Source organism: Clostridium sp. AM27-31LB, assembly GCF_003480745.1.
Classification (GTDB): Bacteria; Bacillota; Clostridia; order Lachnospirales; family Lachnospiraceae; genus Butyribacter; species Butyribacter intestini.
Map to the genome: position 1 here is coordinate 226,231 of NZ_QUJS01000003.1, position 16,231 is coordinate 242,461.

The following is a 16,231-nucleotide window of genomic DNA, read 5'->3' on the forward strand; positions in this document are numbered from 1 at the left end:
ATTGACGATACAATGAGCAGGTTCAGATATTGACATAGATAGTTTGTTCACCTGTTGTGCATAATTTGTGAAATAATCGTGAAATTGTACAATAATCATTAAAAAAATGATAAAATAATCCGATATTATTTATGGATGGCAAAAAGGTAAAATACTTACTCACGAGGTAAAACATATCAACATAGTCCGAAGTTCAAAGGATTGGCCGTACACTCTCCAGAGAGTTTCAGATTGTGAGAATATGATTTACTATATCAGTGTATATCGTATAATGGGCCGTACACCAATGATATATGATATACACAAAAAAACAACACCAATCGTTTAAAAGCAATTGGTGTTATTTTTTTATAAAACAATATATTTTGTTTTTTACTGTGTCACAGCAATAGTGCAAGCTGTAATTACTTTAATTTTATTGATTTATTTTGCGACCTCTTTAATCTGAGCTGTCCCAGTTTCTTTTTGGTCTTTCTTCAACTTGTAATTGATACCAAGTCCCATACCCGTAACTGCATAGAATACAGGAGCAACAGCTATACAGGAGTCGTTTGTGAGTGAGATTATCAGGTAGCCTATAACACCGACAAATATACTCACTCCGATTTTTGGAAGATAACCGCTAAAATCGTGTTTCCAGTAGAGTTTTAAGCTGCTGACAAGGTACCATATAAAGAATACCAGCCATGCGATAAGCGAGATAACACCAGTCTGTACACCAATCTGCATCAGCGTACAGTGGGGTTTTGTAATAATCTCATTTATGTGTCCTGAATTGTAAAGACCGACAAGGTCATTGTTAGGAAACGCAATGATAAATGTATCAGGACCTGAACCGAGTAAGAAATACTTCTTGAGAAGCGGAAGTGTTCTTGCCCAGATATATCCACGCATATTTGCAAAATGGAAATGGTTTTCAAGGAAAGAAAGTGATTTGGTCTGTTTTGTAAGTTTCATAATGGCACCACCCGGCCCATAAGTATAAAATGTTGAATCATTTTCTTTCATCATATTTGTAAAGTACCATGTTTTATCATCTATCGTAATCTGATAACCATTGAAACTGTCAGAGCGGATAGAAGAGAATGAGAATGGAAATCTCTCATCATTTATAACATAGCTTGAAGAGTCCTCATTAAGTGCAAAAGCCACTTCTTTACCTGACTTGTCAGTAAGCGAAAACTGGTCAGTACCGTTAGCATCCTGAGTACACTTGATGATAAGAGTTTCATTATTATAAACAATGGAAACATTGTCATCATTTGTGGTAATCTCGCTGAGCGGATGATATTCAGCTTCAGTACTGAACATGGATTTCATTCTGTCAAGCAATATACCCTGGTTTGCCACATTTATTCCAATAAATGCAACTATAAAAACAGCGATTGCGGCAATAACGATTTTGATATTTTTAATAAACACTTTCCTCATACAGAGAAGCATAACTATAAGAGAAAAGATAACCGCAAGAATACCGGCACGCGACTGTGATGCAAAAAGAATAAGCATAAGAGATACTATCAAAACAGCACAGCCTATTTTTGCCCACACTTTTTTGAATGCAAATATAAGACCTACAAGAATAGGAACTATAAGGCAGACATAAAATCCTACATAGTTAGGATTGTAGAGGGAAAGATAAGTACGTCCCTCCTCAAAATTAAACTTAAGAGGACCTCCCTTGTATGTAGAAGGTGTCATAAGTTTCTGACCGAGTGAAGTCCTGAAAAAATCGTGCTTTAATGCCTGGCTGAGTCCAAGCAGAACCATAACCGTAATACCGGCAACAAACCACGGCATTATACGCTTTACTGCTGCTTCTGTACGCATTATAAAGAAACAATAGTATGCGGTAAGGCAATATCCCATAAGAGCCCAGACAGGTTCAAACTGCTCATAGATACCTGAAAAACAGAAATCTCTGTTTGAGGATGCAAGAGCCGAAATAAAGGAAATGCCACAATAAATTGCAAGTGGTATAAGTATTTTGCACCATGCAGCCTTCTGTTCATCTGCAAATATCATATAGACAAGACAGAATATCATGCATGCACAGGCAACGAGAAACCATATGAGTTTTGTGTGAAGGAAAAAGTCGACTGCGGAAGTCTGGCTTGTGTACCATTCAAACTTGCCAAGTTTGGTTTCATAAGAATACATATAAGTGATAAGTGGTATCACGCTGAGTACGGCGATTATCGGGAGCAAAAGACCTAATGGGTACTTTGGCTCAGCCGCTGTGCCTTTTTTCTTAGCATTTTGAGATGCCATAGGTAAACCTCCTAAAAATTTTTTATGATTGCAAAAATAGCTGTATGCTGTGAAGATTGAACATATATAGGCTATTTTGCAAATTGAAATATATGTATGTAAACATAGATTATGTTCAGATACACACATCTAATTATACATATATTTTAAAAAGAAACAACAGTAAAGTTGACATTAAATAAGGAAATTAGTAGAATAAGAAGTATTGTACCGTATATTTTTAATGATAATGCAGTTTTCTGCCTTATGGTAAGTTTATGAACATAACCATTTTTATTGCGTAGAGCAATAAACGGCAGAGAAAATTGCGAATATCTGTTTGAATATACAATGAGCTTTGGAGGTTTTATAAAGAAACGAGGTTTAAGGATAAAGATGAGAAATTACGACCCATACAAAAAAACGATACTTTTTTTTGCATCGCTTGTTAATATAGTGCTTATGTCACTTGTATTTATGTATGTATGGTTTCATTACTATGCAGCTACGATGTTTGTGGCAACTTTTTACAGAAAAGGACATTATGCTATGATTGGTTTATACGCACTTATTCTTTTCTTTTTTTCAACGATGTATGGAAGCATGAAAATAGGGCAGTACAGGCGGCTTGAGGTTATGCTGTCGCAGTATCTCAGCCTGTTTTTGTCTAATATGGTGATGTATTTTGTAATATGCCTTTTGGCATTCGGAATAGTAAATCCCATGTATATGATTGCTGCAATGGCAGTTGAGATGACTCTTTCCACGATATGGAACTTTGTGATAATCCATTTCTACAACAGAATTTTCCAGCCGTGGAAGATTTTGCTTATATATGGTGAAAGACCGGCGGCAGACCTTGTATATAAGGTTGAGGCAAGGCGTGATAAGTATGCAATCTATGATGCGGTAAATATAGATGAGGGGATAGATAAGATAGCTGAGAAAATGAAAGATTTTCAGGCTGTCATAATCGGTGATATATCTGCCGAAAAGAGAAACGATATGCTCAAATACTGTTATGCACATAAAATGAGGGCATATGTTATACCGAAACTCTCAGACATAATACTTATGGGAGCAGACAGGATTCATGTGTTTGATACACCGTTTTTGCTTTCAAAAGGCTATACATTGAGCTTTGACCAGAGATTGTTTAAAAGAGCACTAGACCTTATCATTGCAATTCCAATGACAGTCATAGCTTCACCGTTTATGCTTATCACGGCAATAGCGATAAAATTGTATGATGGAGGTCAGGTATTTTACAAACAGGTAAGATGCACAAAATATGAGCGTGAATTTGAGATATACAAATTCAGGAGCATGATAGTAAATGCTGAGAGTGACGGTGTTGCAAAGCTTGCAAAGGAAAATGACGACAGGATAACACCGATAGGAAAATTTATTAGGGCGACCCGTATCGATGAATTGCCACAATTATTTAATATAATAAAGGGAGATATGTCATTTGTAGGTCCAAGACCGGAAAGACCTGAGATAATGAAGCAGTATTGCGAGGAAATGCCGGAATTTCCGTTTAGGACAAGAGTAAAAGCGGGACTTACGGGATATGCACAGGTATATGGTAAGTACAATACAACGCCTTATGACAAATTAAAACTTGACTTGTTTTATATAGAAAATTATTCACTATGGACTGACATAAAACTTATACTTATGACAGTAAAAACGGTTCTTAAGAAGGATGCAACGGAAGGTGTTTCAGACAATCAGGTTACAGCCGAGAAAGCAGATGATGCGGCACAGGAGCCGGTGGAGAAGATAGTTAAGGAAATAGTTAAGAATAACCAATGATGTGATTGCGAAACGCAGTTTTATGTTGTGAATATTTGTACAACATATACAATATCAACACAAGGCACGCTTTCGCTGCCCGACACTCGTAGCTGTACATAAAGGTGCAAAGAACGCACCTTAAGTACAGACGGTGTCAGAAGCACCTTGTTAATGATATGTATATGTTGCACAAATAAAATGCAATTTATTGAGAGTTTCGCAAAAGCTTAATCAATAGCATAAATTGGAGGAAGATTTTGAAAGAGAATTTAGATGTGGAAAAAACGGAAGGGGCGGGAATGGTTAAAAAAGCACTTCTTGTTACAAGAGTGAGCGGATTTATACCGCAGTTTGAGATGAATAATGTGAAAATACTTCAGGAGATGGGGTATGAGGTGCATTATGCCGCAAATTTTAATACGATAGTTTATGGAAATGATAACAGCAGACTTGACGGGACAGGGATAATCAGGCATCAGGTGGATTTTGAACGCTCACCTTTTTCAAAAAATGTGAAAATATCATGCAAGCAGCTTGAAGAACTGATAACAGATGAAAATTTTGACCTGATACACTGTCATATGCCGATGAGCGGGGTTGTTGCAAGGATTGCGGCACAGAGAGTAAGAAAAAAGACAGGCAGAAATGTTCCGGTTTTATATACGGCACACGGGCTTCATTTTTATACGGGAGCACCGTTTAAAAACTGGATATATTATCCGATAGAGAGGTATCTGGCAAGATATACAGACAGACTGATACTTATAAATGATGAAGATTATAAAAGAGCAGGAAAATTTCCAGTGCGTGGGAAAGTTGAACACACAAAAGGCATAGGAATGAACTTGTCAAAGTATGAAAAATATCAGACGGATATAGAGCGAAAAGACAAGAGAGCAATATATAAAAGATTTGGCATAGCAGAGGGAAGTAAGATAATCGTAAGTGTCGGAGAGCTTAGCAAAAGAAAAAATCATATATGTGTTATAGAAGCATTGGCACAGTTAAAAGACCTCGATATAGTATATCTGATATGCGGAACCGGTGCTATGGACCAGGAGTTGAGAAGCAGTGTAAAAGACCTAGGTTTGGAAAAGAAAGTCATATTTGCAGGATATGTAAAAGATGTACCAGATGTGCTTTCAGAATGTGACTGCTTTGTATTCCCGTCATTTCAGGAGGGACTTCCGGTGGCAGTCATGGAAGCAATGGCGGTCGGACTTCCGGTTATCGCATCAAACATAAGAGGTATAACAGATCTTATCGAGCATACAAAGGGCGGCTATCTCGTTCACGGGTTTGAACCGGTAGACTATTCTGTAAAGATACGAAGAATGTTTACTGAAAAAGACGGAAAAAGTGCAGTTCCAAGGAAAGAACGCAGAGAGCAGATGGGAATGTGGAACATAGAAAAAGTCAAAGAATTTTCAATAGAAGTCGTAGACAGGCAGATGAGAAAGATATATGCCGAGGTCACAGGTGAGCCGGTGGGTTAAAGATGATTGACAAATTGTTGTAATATTGCTTAAAGGTGTGGTGTTAGATATTAATGCGTTAAGATATTTATGTTTATCGTATGATTTGAAAATAGTGATTGTAAGTGTTTAAGCAGCAGAGCGGATTGCGAACATCCGCTCGACATTGGAAAATATGGAGGAAGATAAAGTGGCAGGAAAAGTAATACAGGTACTTATGTCCACATACAATGGTGATGAATATCTGAAAGAGCAGATAGACAGTATTCTGGCACAGGATTGTGAAAAAAAAGCTGGTACAAAATTAAAACTTTTGATAAGGGATGACGGTTCAAAAGACGGAACGCAGAAGATACTTGGGGAATATGCTAAAAAATATCCTGAAACGATAGAATGGTATCAGGGACAGAATGTAGGTGTTATCAAAAGCTTCTTTGACCTTGTGGTAAAGTCGGACGAAAAAGCGGACTACTATGCATTTTCAGATCAGGACGATTATTGGCATAAAGACAAATTAAGTGCAGGCATAACAAATATTGACAAAATGTCAAAAGAAAAAGACACAAAGAAAAATATGCCATTACTCTACTGCTGTAGTCCGATGCTTGTAGATGAAAATCTCAAAGAACTCAATAACGAAATGACGAGAAAACTAAAGAAACCGGCATTTGAAAATGCTGTTGTGGAAAATATAGTCACAGGCTGCACGCTTGTAATGAACAAAACGCTTAGGGACATGGCAAAGGCACATCAGCCGGAGTTTACGGTAATGCATGACTGGTGGTTTTATCTTCTTGCAAGCTGCTATGGGAAAGTATATTATGACATGGAACAGCATATAAGCTACAGACAGCACGGCTCAAATACCGTAGGATACAATGTCAGCAAGACAAAAGAATTTAAAGACAGATTAAAAAGATTTAAGAGAAATAGACGGAATATATCAAGACAATTATCAGAATTTGTCCACATTCATGAAAAATATAGAAAAGACACATCCTGCTTTAAAACAACAGCTAATAACAAAGTTGATGACATATCGCAAAAAAATGTTGCTAAAAGCCATGAAAAGGAAACGACAGTACCATTAAATGAGGAAATATTAAAAAGCAGTTCTGTGAAATCAAAGATAGTAATGGCAAAAAGGCTTGCTGAATACAGAGGAAATATAAAATATCTTCCAAAGAGAATGACACTTGTAAAAGAAGCAGGAATATACCGTCAGAGAAAAACAGACAACAGGATATTTAAGCTGATACTTATTTTGGGAAGTTATTAAACGGTCATCTGTGAAACTGATTATAAATTATGATGTTGGGGGAAAGAGTTATTTTGCCCCAATTGATGCCACGGATTGCTCTATTGTGTTACATTATGGTGATTTAAAAGTTATTATAAAGAAAGGAATAAAAATGGGGATAAAAGCAAAAGCAGATAAGATAACAGGTTACATCAGAGATTATGGCATAAGCTATGCAGCAAAAAAAGTGTATTACAGATATAAGGTAAAATATAAGCTCGGAAGAAAATACTGTCCGTTTGAAATATCAGATGCTCAGAGAAAAAGTGAGCAGCAATATAAGCCTGCTCAAAAAATAAAAGTCAGTATAGTAGTGCCACTCTATAATACACCTGAAAATTTCCTAAAAGAAATGTTAGATTCGGTAGAAGCACAGACATACACTGACTGGGAACTCTGCCTTGCAGATGCAAGTGATGAAAAAAACGGGCAGGTAAAAAAGACGGTAGAACAATATCAGGCTAAAGACAAGAGAATAAAATATAAAAAGTTATCTAAAAATGAGGGAATATCAGAAAATACCAACAGAGCACTGGAGATGGCAGCAGGTGACTACATAGGACTTATGGATCATGATGATCTGTTACATCCGTCAGTCCTCTATAATGTGGTAAAGACAATAGAAGAAAAGAAAGCCGATTTTATCTATACGGATGAGCTTTCATTTGTCGGAACGACCGACAGAGTGCAAAGTATTCACTTTAAACCTGACTTTTCGTGGGAGACATTCAGAAACAATAATTTCATATGTCATTTTACGGCATTTAAGAGAAGTCTGCTAAAAGAGACAGGTGGATTTAGAAAAGAGTTCGACGGGGCACAGGATTATGATATGTTTTTAAGGCTGTTGGAGAAAGCTAAGAGGGTGTGCCATATACAGAAGGTGTTGTATTATTGGAGACTGCACGCCGGATCTGTGGCATCCGGAGTTGGTGCAAAACCTTATACAGTTGAAGCCGGCAGAAAGGCTTTAGAAGAACACCTGCATAGAGAGAATATCATAGGAAAAGCGTATTCATCAGAGTTATATGGTCCATTTTATACGGTGGATTATCATATCTCTAAAAATGACAAAAATCTAGTTGTGGTTGAAAGTAAACAGGCAAGAAAGTTTGCAATGCAGGAGATAAATAAGTCTGATTTAAAATATGATATTGTTGGAGCAGATGAATTCAAAGAAAGTCAGGTATCTTCTTATGATAATGTAATCTTTGTAGCAGATGGATATGAGAGATATGAAGACAGTGATAGAGAGAATGTAGGAAAAATTGATAAAGGTGTATTTGAGGAAGTATTACAATGCTTACAGCCGTCGGAGAATGTGGCATCAGGAGCAACGGTCTATTATAAGAAGAAAGTGTATCAGTCAGGATATTGTTATGATAAAGGATTGAAAAACTTTATTATGCCGTTATACAGTGGAGTTCCTGTAAAAGATCCGGCATACATGAACAGACTTAAATTCAGACAGAATGTGTCATTATTAGGTAAAGGGGTATTTGCAATCAAGTCTGGAACTTTATTGCAATACCTGCAGAAATCAGAGAATAAAGAGGACTTGCTTTCAAACGAATTCTATTTTGCGTTATGTTTGTATATAAAAGGAAAGGCAGAAAAATGTGTAGTATCTCCTTTAGTGCCTTTGAAAATATGCAGCAAAGTAAAAAATACGAGTATAAAGAAAGATTTTATTGAAATCAGACAAAAGGATTTAACATATAATGCTAATATGAATGTGTTTGGAAAATATTACTTCTTGTGGAAATAGCTCGAAGAAAGCACTTAAAATTTGCATTTCTACAATAGCTGTGATAAGATAAAGTAGGTTTTTAGTATATAAGTGAAGAAAAAAATAAATAGTGTATATAAAGTGGGATTTTAAGTAACAGGTGAGGAAAAAGTAATGAACTTAATAAAAGAATTATATAACTACAGAGAAATGATAATATCATTGGTGAAAAAAGACTTGAGAGGTCGTTATAAAGGCTCTGCTCTTGGATTTCTCTGGACATTTATCAATCCGTTATTTCAGTTGATAATCTACACACTCGTATTTTCAACGATAATGAGAATGGGTGTAGATAAATTTTATATGTTTTTATTTGTGGCATTAGTGCCGTGGATTTTTTTCAGTGCGTGTCTTCAACAGGGAGCTACCTGCATAATGGACAACAAAGAGATGGTGAAAAAGATATATTTTCCGAGGCTGGTATTACCATTATCGTTTGTTACCAGTTGTTTTGTAAATATGCTTTTGAGTTTTGTAGTCATTTTTGCAGTTATAATCGTGACAGGTTTTGGAATAAATCCTGTGGCACTTTTGTTTTTGCCATTAGTTATGATTATTGAGTATGCATTGGCACTTGGTATTTCACTTATAACATCTGCGTGTACCGTCTATGTCAGGGATTTACAGCATATATTATCAATAATAGGACTTGGATGGATGTATCTTACTCCGGTAGTGTATCCGTCAAGTATGGTTCCGGACAAGTACAGGACATTATTTAACTTAAACCCAATGACTCCGATTATTACGGCATATAGAGATATATTATATTATAAACATATTCCGCATATGACAACTCTTATACAGGCATCAGCTATGGGACTGATACTGATAATTGTGGGAATGGTAGTATTTAGCAGACTGCAGCGCAACTTTGTGGAGGAATTATAATGAGTGAAAATGCAATCGAAGTCAGAAATTTAAAAAAGATATTTAAAATATATCCGGATAAGAGCAATAGTATTAAAGAAAAAATATTATTTTTTAAAAGAAACAAATACGAGGTCAATCAGGTACTTGATGGAGTGAGCTTTGACATAAAAAAAGGTGAAGCAGTAGGTTTGATTGGAAAGAACGGTTGTGGCAAAAGTACAACATTAAAGCTTTTAAACCGCATAATGTATCCTACATCGGGAACTATCAGGGTAAATGGCAGAGTATCAAGTCTTATAGAACTTGGTGCAGGATTTCATCCTGATATGAGTGGAAGAGAAAATATTTATACAAATGCCTCAATTTTTGGTCTTACAAAAAAACAGATAGATGAAAAACTTGACGATATTATAGAATTTTCCGAACTTGGTGAGGCAGTTGACAATCCTGTAAGGACATATTCTTCAGGAATGTATATGAGACTTGCATTTTCAGTTGCGATAAATGTTGAAGCTGATGTGCTTCTGATAGATGAAATACTTGCCGTAGGGGATGTGAGTTTTCAGAAGAAATGTTTTGAAAAACTGCGTGAGATAAAGTATTCAGGAACAACGATAGTGATTGTTTCTCATTCGCTTCAGCAGATAGAACAGATATGTGATAAGAGTATATGGATAGAAAAAGGTCATATTCGTCAGATTGGGAATCCAAAAGAAATACATTTAAAATATTTAAAAGAAATGGAAGAGGAACGCCAGAGACTTATCCATGAAGCACAGAAAAATAAAGAAAATGACATAGAGGACAGAGATAGTTTTTGTGGAAAAAAAGTTATCCGTTCGGGTAGTGGCGAAGTATATTTTACAAATGTGACTTTAAAAGATAAAGAAGAAAAATTACAGAATGTGTATAAATCACATGATTTTATGCAGGTACAATATGACTTTGTAAATAAGTCAGATATAGAAGAAGCCGTGTTTTCGGTAAGAATTTATAAAGATGATAATACACATTGTTACGGAACGACATCAGATATAGAATGTAATGATACGATAAAAATAAAAGGAAAAAATAAATTTATCGTGGATTTTGATGACCTGTGTCTTCTTGATGGAAATTACATGATAGATGTTGATGTAAAAGATAAAACAGGTGATATAGTTTATGACAGCATACATGATACAATACGATTTGATGTGATAAATGAAGATGGAAGAACGGGTGTATGTGCTATTAGGACAAGTTGGAAAGTAGAGTAGATATATGAGCAAACAGGAAGAAATCTCAGGTGTACACAATTTTTTGAGAGAAAGTACATTGTTAAAACCGATAAAATTATGTTATGCACAGTTGCTTAATATAAAAAGATATGGTTTTAAATACGAATATCAAAAAATAAAATATGGTTTTATAAGAAGACATGAGAGTAAAGTTTTCTATAAAAAGATTGTCATATCCGAACAGGAAAGACAGAAACAAAAGCAGGAAACTTATGAAAAAACATTATGTTTTAGCATACTTGTGCCACTTTATAATACACCTGAGGGCTTTTTGCGTGACATGATAGAGTCTGTTCAAAAGCAGACATATTCTCAGTGGGAGCTTTGTCTTGCTGACGGAAGTGATGACGAACATAGCGATGTAGGAAAGATAGTAAAAGAATATGCAGATGCTGACAACAGAATAAAATATAAGGTGCTTGAGGAAAACGGCGGCATTTCTGAAAATACAAATGCTTGTATCGATATGTCAAGTGGGGATTATATAGTGCTTTTTGATCATGATGATATGCTGCATGAATCAGCACTTTATGAGATAAGAAAAGCTATAGATGATAAGAATGCTGATTTCATATATACAGATGAAGCGATTTTTTCAACAGATTACAGGAAACCGGACAGTTATCATCTTAAAACAGATTTTGCTATAGATGACCTTCGTTCAAACAATTATATATGTCATATATCATGCTTTTCAAGAGAATTACTTGAAAAGGCAGGAAAGTTCAGAAAGGAATTTGATGGCAGTCAGGACTTTGACATAATACTCAGATTGACAGAAAAAGCAGAAAGTATTGTACACGTTCCTAAAGTATTGTATTATTGGAGATGTCATGAACTTTCAGTTGCCTCAGATATATCAGCAAAAACATACTGTATAGATGCAGGAAAGAAAGCAATAGAGTCACATTTAGAAAGAGTGGGTGTTAAAGCAGATGTGAAAAGTTCTGAAATATATCCCGTTATATATAAAGTGACATATGAGATAGTCGGAAAACCACTTGTTTCTATAATAGTAACAAAGCAGTATGATGAGATAGATGATTGTGTGGCTTCATTAAAAGAAAATACATTATATGACAATTATGAGATAATAATTTGTGAAAACATAGATAAAAGAAATCATGCTGTGCAAAATGCAAAAGGTGATTATCTGGTGTTTGTGACAGACGGATGCCGTTTTGAAAATAATGAATGGCTCACGGAACTGTTGTCTGTAGTACAGAGAAGCGATATTGGAGCAGTTGGCTGTAAGATAAGTCATGCAGACACAACGCTAAGGGATTTTGGAATTACACTGGGAGTTGGAATCACCTGTGGATTATCATCAAATTTCTATGGCATGGGGTATGACTGTCAGGGTTATATGGGCAATATGTACTTTACACATGAAGTATCGGCTATGACCGACTGTGGGATGATGGTATCAAAAAAAGACTTTCAAGATGCAGGGGGATTTGACGAAAGACTTTCAGAATGGTTTGCGGGAGTTGATCTGTGTCTTAAATTGAAAAATGCAGGAAAACTAAATGCAATAAATCCATATGCAAAGATTGTTTATGTGCATAGAAAAAACAGGGACAGAGATATGAACGGATGCTATGTAGGTGATAAAGAATGTATGATAATTGTAAAAGAGAAGTGGAAAGATGATATATCATATGATGAGTATTACAATAGTAACCTTACAACTAAGTGCAGTAATTGGATGATAGGATAGGTAAAAATGAGTAATAAGATAGTGAAAAGTAAGAAAAAAAATACTATAAGTAAACATAATAGAATTGATAAAAATAAGAAAAGTATTATTGTATGTTTAGCGTTTTCTTTTGTAATAAGTCTGTTATTGAGCGGAATATACTTCAATTCAAATTATATCGACAAATATCAAAGCGTCTGGTATGAGGCATCCATAACAGACTATAAGGGATATAATATTGAAGGAACGGTGTATAATTATGATGAAAATGCTTCAGAACATTACATAGATTTTTCAGTGCCGGAGGTACCGATTAAGACTTTAAATATTCAGCTTAATGCAGCACCGGGAGATACAATAGAATTAGAAGCAGATATGCTCAAAGATGGAAAGAGTTTAGGGAAAATTGACAGTAATATACCGGGACATGAACAATATGCAAAGTTGTATTTTGAAAATAGAAAAATAAATTCAGTCAGAGTATATTTAAAAGGAACATTTGATTACAATAGTGCCAATGTGCAGAGTTTTCAGGTAAATGAAGATGTGAGTCGTTTAACGGGGGTGAGACATAGAAGTTTTATTATATTTTTTGTTTTGTTTGTTATACTGTCATATATATTTATTAAAAGAAAACATAAGTTTACAGCTGAGCAAATTGATGAAAAAATTATAAGATATAAGGAAAAAATTATAAATTCAATAGATGCATATAAGAAAATAATAGTATTTGAAATAATAGGGTATATAATATTATTTTTGTTTGTAGTATGTATGCTCAAGTTTAAATTTAAGATTCATAGTTATTATGTTTTATATACTATATTATCTTTATGTATATGGGGAACATTAAGTTCTTTATATTGGTATATAAAAAACAATAAAGTCAAGTTTGAAAAAATGTTTTTAATTGTTGGTAGCATGTTATCTTGTATGTTTATTGTACTTTTACCTAATCGATTAAATATTTCATATGATGATCAGATACATTACAAAAATATTGTAGCATTATCACATTATCCTGATAAAAGTGTAAGTGTTGCGGAAGATGATTATTATTTAAGTTGTTTTGTACCGCAGCTAAGAAATTCTTGTGATGTAAAAGATAAGTCATATCATAACATAATAAATGATAGCTATAGCAAGAGAACATCAGTAGAATATAATGAAAATATTACTTATAAAAGTGTTGTGTATATGCCGGTAGCTATAGCTATGATGATATTAAGAGGAATAGGATTAAATTTAAGTTTGATTATTCTGGGAGCAAAGTTAGCAGGAATGTTATTTTATCTATATATAGTATATAGAGGAATGAAACATTTAAAAAATGGAAAGATGGTTGTTGCAGCGGCATCAACAATGCCAGGTGCAATGTTTATAATTGCTAATTTTAATTACGATTATTGGCTTATTGGATTAACTTTATATTCAACATGTTATATCGTTGGAGAATATCAAAATCCAGATAAATATATTAAAATTAAGGATTTTGTTTATATAATTGCTTCTACATTGTTAGGAATTGCGGTGAAAGTTGTATATATACCTTTATTAGGGATAATAGCATTTTTGCCAAAGAAAAAGTTTGAAAAGAAAAAGGGCATTGTTGCGTTCAGATGTTTTTTTTGTGGAATTGTTATTTGTGCAATTATAGGGTTTGCTATACTGATATTTGGTGGTGGGTTAGGAATTGGAGATACCAGAGGTGGAGAAGAAATAAATGCTATGGGACAAATAAAATATATTTTATCTAATCCGCTTCAATATACGAAAATATTGTTGACATTTATAAAGGATTATTGGTCAATAAAAAAAATACCCGACTATAATACTGCAACAGCATATCTTATGAAACCGGCTGGATATTGGGGATATGTTGCAGCATTTATGTTACTGGTAATGCTATATGACAGGAGTGACAATAATACCGTTAAATGGTATTTATCTGCAAGCAGTATTCTAATTGGATTTATTACATCATGTATGGTTGCAACTGCTTTATATGTGGTCTATAATCCAGTTGGTTCATTAAGTATTGTTGGATGTCAGGCAAGGTATTTATTCCCTATTATTGTATCTGGTATGTTGGTTGTGTCAAGAATTTATATACCAATTAAATTACAGAGTAGTATTATAAAAAGAGCTGAAGAAATTATAACAATTTTATTTATTATTGTACTTAATTGCTGTATGTTAAGGACAATGCTATAAATATAAGGTGGGTAAACATGAAACATACATTTGTAATTTGTGCATATAAAGAAAGTGCATTTTTAGAAGAATGTATCTTGTCTTTGAAAAAGCAGACAGTAAGATCAAATATTTTAATAGCAACATCAACACCAAATAAATATATAGATGATATTGCAGAAAAATATGGGATTGTTGTTATGGTAAATAAAGGGCAGGGTGGAATAACACAGGATTGGAACTTTGGACTTAGTAAAGTTAAGACCAGATATGCCACAGTTGCACATCAGGATGATATATATGAGCCTGAATATTCAGAAAAAATAATTAAGGAGATGGCTAAATCGGACAATTCGATTATTGCATTTTCTGATTATAGTGAGCTTAGAAACGGCGAAAAGATACATGACACAACAATGCTTAAAATTAAGAGGATAATGTTATTGCCATTGAGAATAAAGGCATTTTGGAAAAGCAAGTTTATAAGAAGAAGAGTTTTGTCTATGGGCGATCCAATATGCTGTCCTGCCGTTACATTTGATCTTGAAAATGTTAAAAGACCGATTTTTGCCGATGGTTTCAGAAGCTGCGAGGACTGGGAAGCATGGGAAAAATTGTCCAAGTTAAAAGGAAAATTTATTTATATAAATGAACCCCTTATGTGTCACAGAATACATGAGGAATCGGCAACAACGGCTATAATACATGATAATGCAAGAGTTCAGGAAAATTATATTATGTATTGCAAATTCTGGCCGAAACCGATAGCGAAACTGATAAATCATTTTTATACAAAATCTGAAAAATCAAATGAGATATAATGAATAGATAAAGATGAATTAGAGCTATACAAGATTAGGGAGTTAAAATACAATGAAAAAACTTGTAATAATTCCGGCTTTTAATGAAGAAGGAAATTTAGAAAAAACAATAAAAGATATAAAAGATAATGCACCGGACTTTGATTATGTTATAATCAATGACTGTTCAACCGATAAAACACTTGAAATGTGTAGGAGACATGGATTTAGTTATCTTAATCTTCCGGTAAACCTTGGAATAGGTGGTGCTGTCCAGACAGGATACAGATATGCATATTATCATGGTTATGATATAGCAGTCCAGTTTGATGGTGACGGACAGCACAGTGCATCACATTTAGAGGATATGGTTACGACACTTATTGATACAGAGTCAGATATGGTAATCGGTTCAAGATTTATTGAAAAAGAAGGTTTTCAGTCCTCTGGTTTAAGAAGAATAGGAATTAAATATTTTACTGGACTTATTAAATTGCTGACTGGAAAGAAAATAACAGATCCGACTTCAGGAATGAGGATGGTTAATAAAAAGCTCTTGGAAAAATTTACAGATGAATATCCCAAAGATTATCCTGAACCGGAAAGTGTAGTAACGATTTTATCTGAAAAATATAAGGTAACGGAAATTCCTGTAGTTATGAATGAAAGAGAAGAAGGTGTATCTTCAATTTCATTAAAAAACAGTGTATATTATATGATTAAAGTTAGTTTTGCAATACTGATAGCAAGAATGAAAAAATAAAGGTGGATA

The 16,231-nt window shown here is 34.2% G+C and carries 11 protein-coding genes; 10 read left to right on the top strand and 1 reads right to left on the bottom strand.

Annotation, left to right across the window (positions count from 1 at the left end):
- Nucleotides 1-423 precede the first annotated feature (423 nt).
- Nucleotides 424-2,271, bottom strand: coding sequence for an O-antigen ligase family protein (locus DW721_RS06635; RefSeq protein ID WP_182436239.1), 1,848 nt, complete (start codon nucleotides 2,269-2,271; stop codon nucleotides 424-426).
- Nucleotides 2,272-2,646: 375 nt separating this feature from the next.
- On the opposite strand from DW721_RS06635, the gene DW721_RS06640 reads away from it, so the two are divergent.
- From DW721_RS06640 to DW721_RS06685, 10 genes are all read left to right on the top strand, one after another.
- Complete coding sequence (locus DW721_RS06640) at nucleotides 2,647-4,068, top strand: sugar transferase (protein ID WP_118745224.1); 1,422 nt, start codon at nucleotides 2,647-2,649, stop codon at nucleotides 4,066-4,068.
- A gap of 239 nt (nucleotides 4,069-4,307) precedes the next feature.
- Entirely contained in the window at nucleotides 4,308-5,546 is a 1,239-nt protein-coding gene (locus tag DW721_RS06645; protein ID WP_118745225.1) for a glycosyltransferase, read from the top strand.
- Nucleotides 5,547-5,715: 169 nt separating this feature from the next.
- Nucleotides 5,716-6,804: a glycosyltransferase family 2 protein gene (locus DW721_RS06650; RefSeq protein WP_182436240.1), complete on the top strand. Its 1,089-nt coding sequence runs from the start codon at nucleotides 5,716-5,718 to the stop codon at nucleotides 6,802-6,804.
- A gap of 10 nt (nucleotides 6,805-6,814) precedes the next feature.
- Entirely contained in the window at nucleotides 6,815-8,593 is a 1,779-nt protein-coding gene (locus DW721_RS06655) for a glycosyltransferase (RefSeq protein WP_118745227.1), read from the top strand.
- 135 nt (nucleotides 8,594-8,728) lie between these two features.
- Nucleotides 8,729-9,505, top strand: coding sequence for an ABC transporter permease (locus DW721_RS06660; protein WP_022014092.1), 777 nt, complete (start codon nucleotides 8,729-8,731; stop codon nucleotides 9,503-9,505).
- Nucleotides 9,505-10,746: an ABC transporter ATP-binding protein gene (locus tag DW721_RS06665; RefSeq protein ID WP_022014093.1), complete on the top strand. Its 1,242-nt coding sequence runs from the start codon at nucleotides 9,505-9,507 to the stop codon at nucleotides 10,744-10,746. The genes DW721_RS06660 and DW721_RS06665 overlap by 1 nt, the downstream gene beginning before the upstream one ends.
- A 4-nt stretch (nucleotides 10,747-10,750) precedes the next feature.
- A complete protein-coding gene (locus tag DW721_RS06670) occupies nucleotides 10,751-12,487 on the top strand; it encodes a glycosyltransferase (RefSeq protein ID WP_118745228.1) in 1,737 nt (578 codons plus the stop codon).
- A gap of 6 nt (nucleotides 12,488-12,493) precedes the next feature.
- Entirely contained in the window at nucleotides 12,494-14,680 is a 2,187-nt protein-coding gene (locus tag DW721_RS06675; protein WP_118745229.1) for a DUF2142 domain-containing protein, read from the top strand.
- Nucleotides 14,681-14,697: 17 nt separating this feature from the next.
- On the top strand, nucleotides 14,698-15,480 hold the full coding sequence (locus DW721_RS06680) for a glycosyltransferase (RefSeq protein WP_022014096.1): 783 nt from the start codon (nucleotides 14,698-14,700) through the stop codon (nucleotides 15,478-15,480).
- A 52-nt stretch (nucleotides 15,481-15,532) separates the two neighbouring features.
- Entirely contained in the window at nucleotides 15,533-16,222 is a 690-nt protein-coding gene (locus tag DW721_RS06685; protein WP_022014097.1) for a glycosyltransferase family 2 protein, read from the top strand.
- Nucleotides 16,223-16,231: the final 9 nt, after the last annotated feature.

Coding starts and splice junctions, on each gene's coding strand:
- DW721_RS06680 (WP_022014096.1), top strand. CDS start 14,698: ATGAAACATACATTTGTAATTTGTGCATATAAAGAAAGTGCATTTTTA.
- DW721_RS06665 (WP_022014093.1), top strand. CDS start 9,505: ATGAGTGAAAATGCAATCGAAGTCAGAAATTTAAAAAAGATATTTAAA.
- DW721_RS06675 (WP_118745229.1), top strand. CDS start 12,494: ATGAGTAATAAGATAGTGAAAAGTAAGAAAAAAAATACTATAAGTAAA.
- DW721_RS06635 (WP_182436239.1), bottom strand. CDS start 2,271: ATGGCATCTCAAAATGCTAAGAAAAAAGGCACAGCGGCTGAGCCAAAG.
- DW721_RS06670 (WP_118745228.1), top strand. CDS start 10,751: ATGAGCAAACAGGAAGAAATCTCAGGTGTACACAATTTTTTGAGAGAA.
- DW721_RS06685 (WP_022014097.1), top strand. CDS start 15,533: ATGAAAAAACTTGTAATAATTCCGGCTTTTAATGAAGAAGGAAATTTA.
- DW721_RS06640 (WP_118745224.1), top strand. CDS start 2,647: ATGAGAAATTACGACCCATACAAAAAAACGATACTTTTTTTTGCATCG.
- DW721_RS06660 (WP_022014092.1), top strand. CDS start 8,729: ATGAACTTAATAAAAGAATTATATAACTACAGAGAAATGATAATATCA.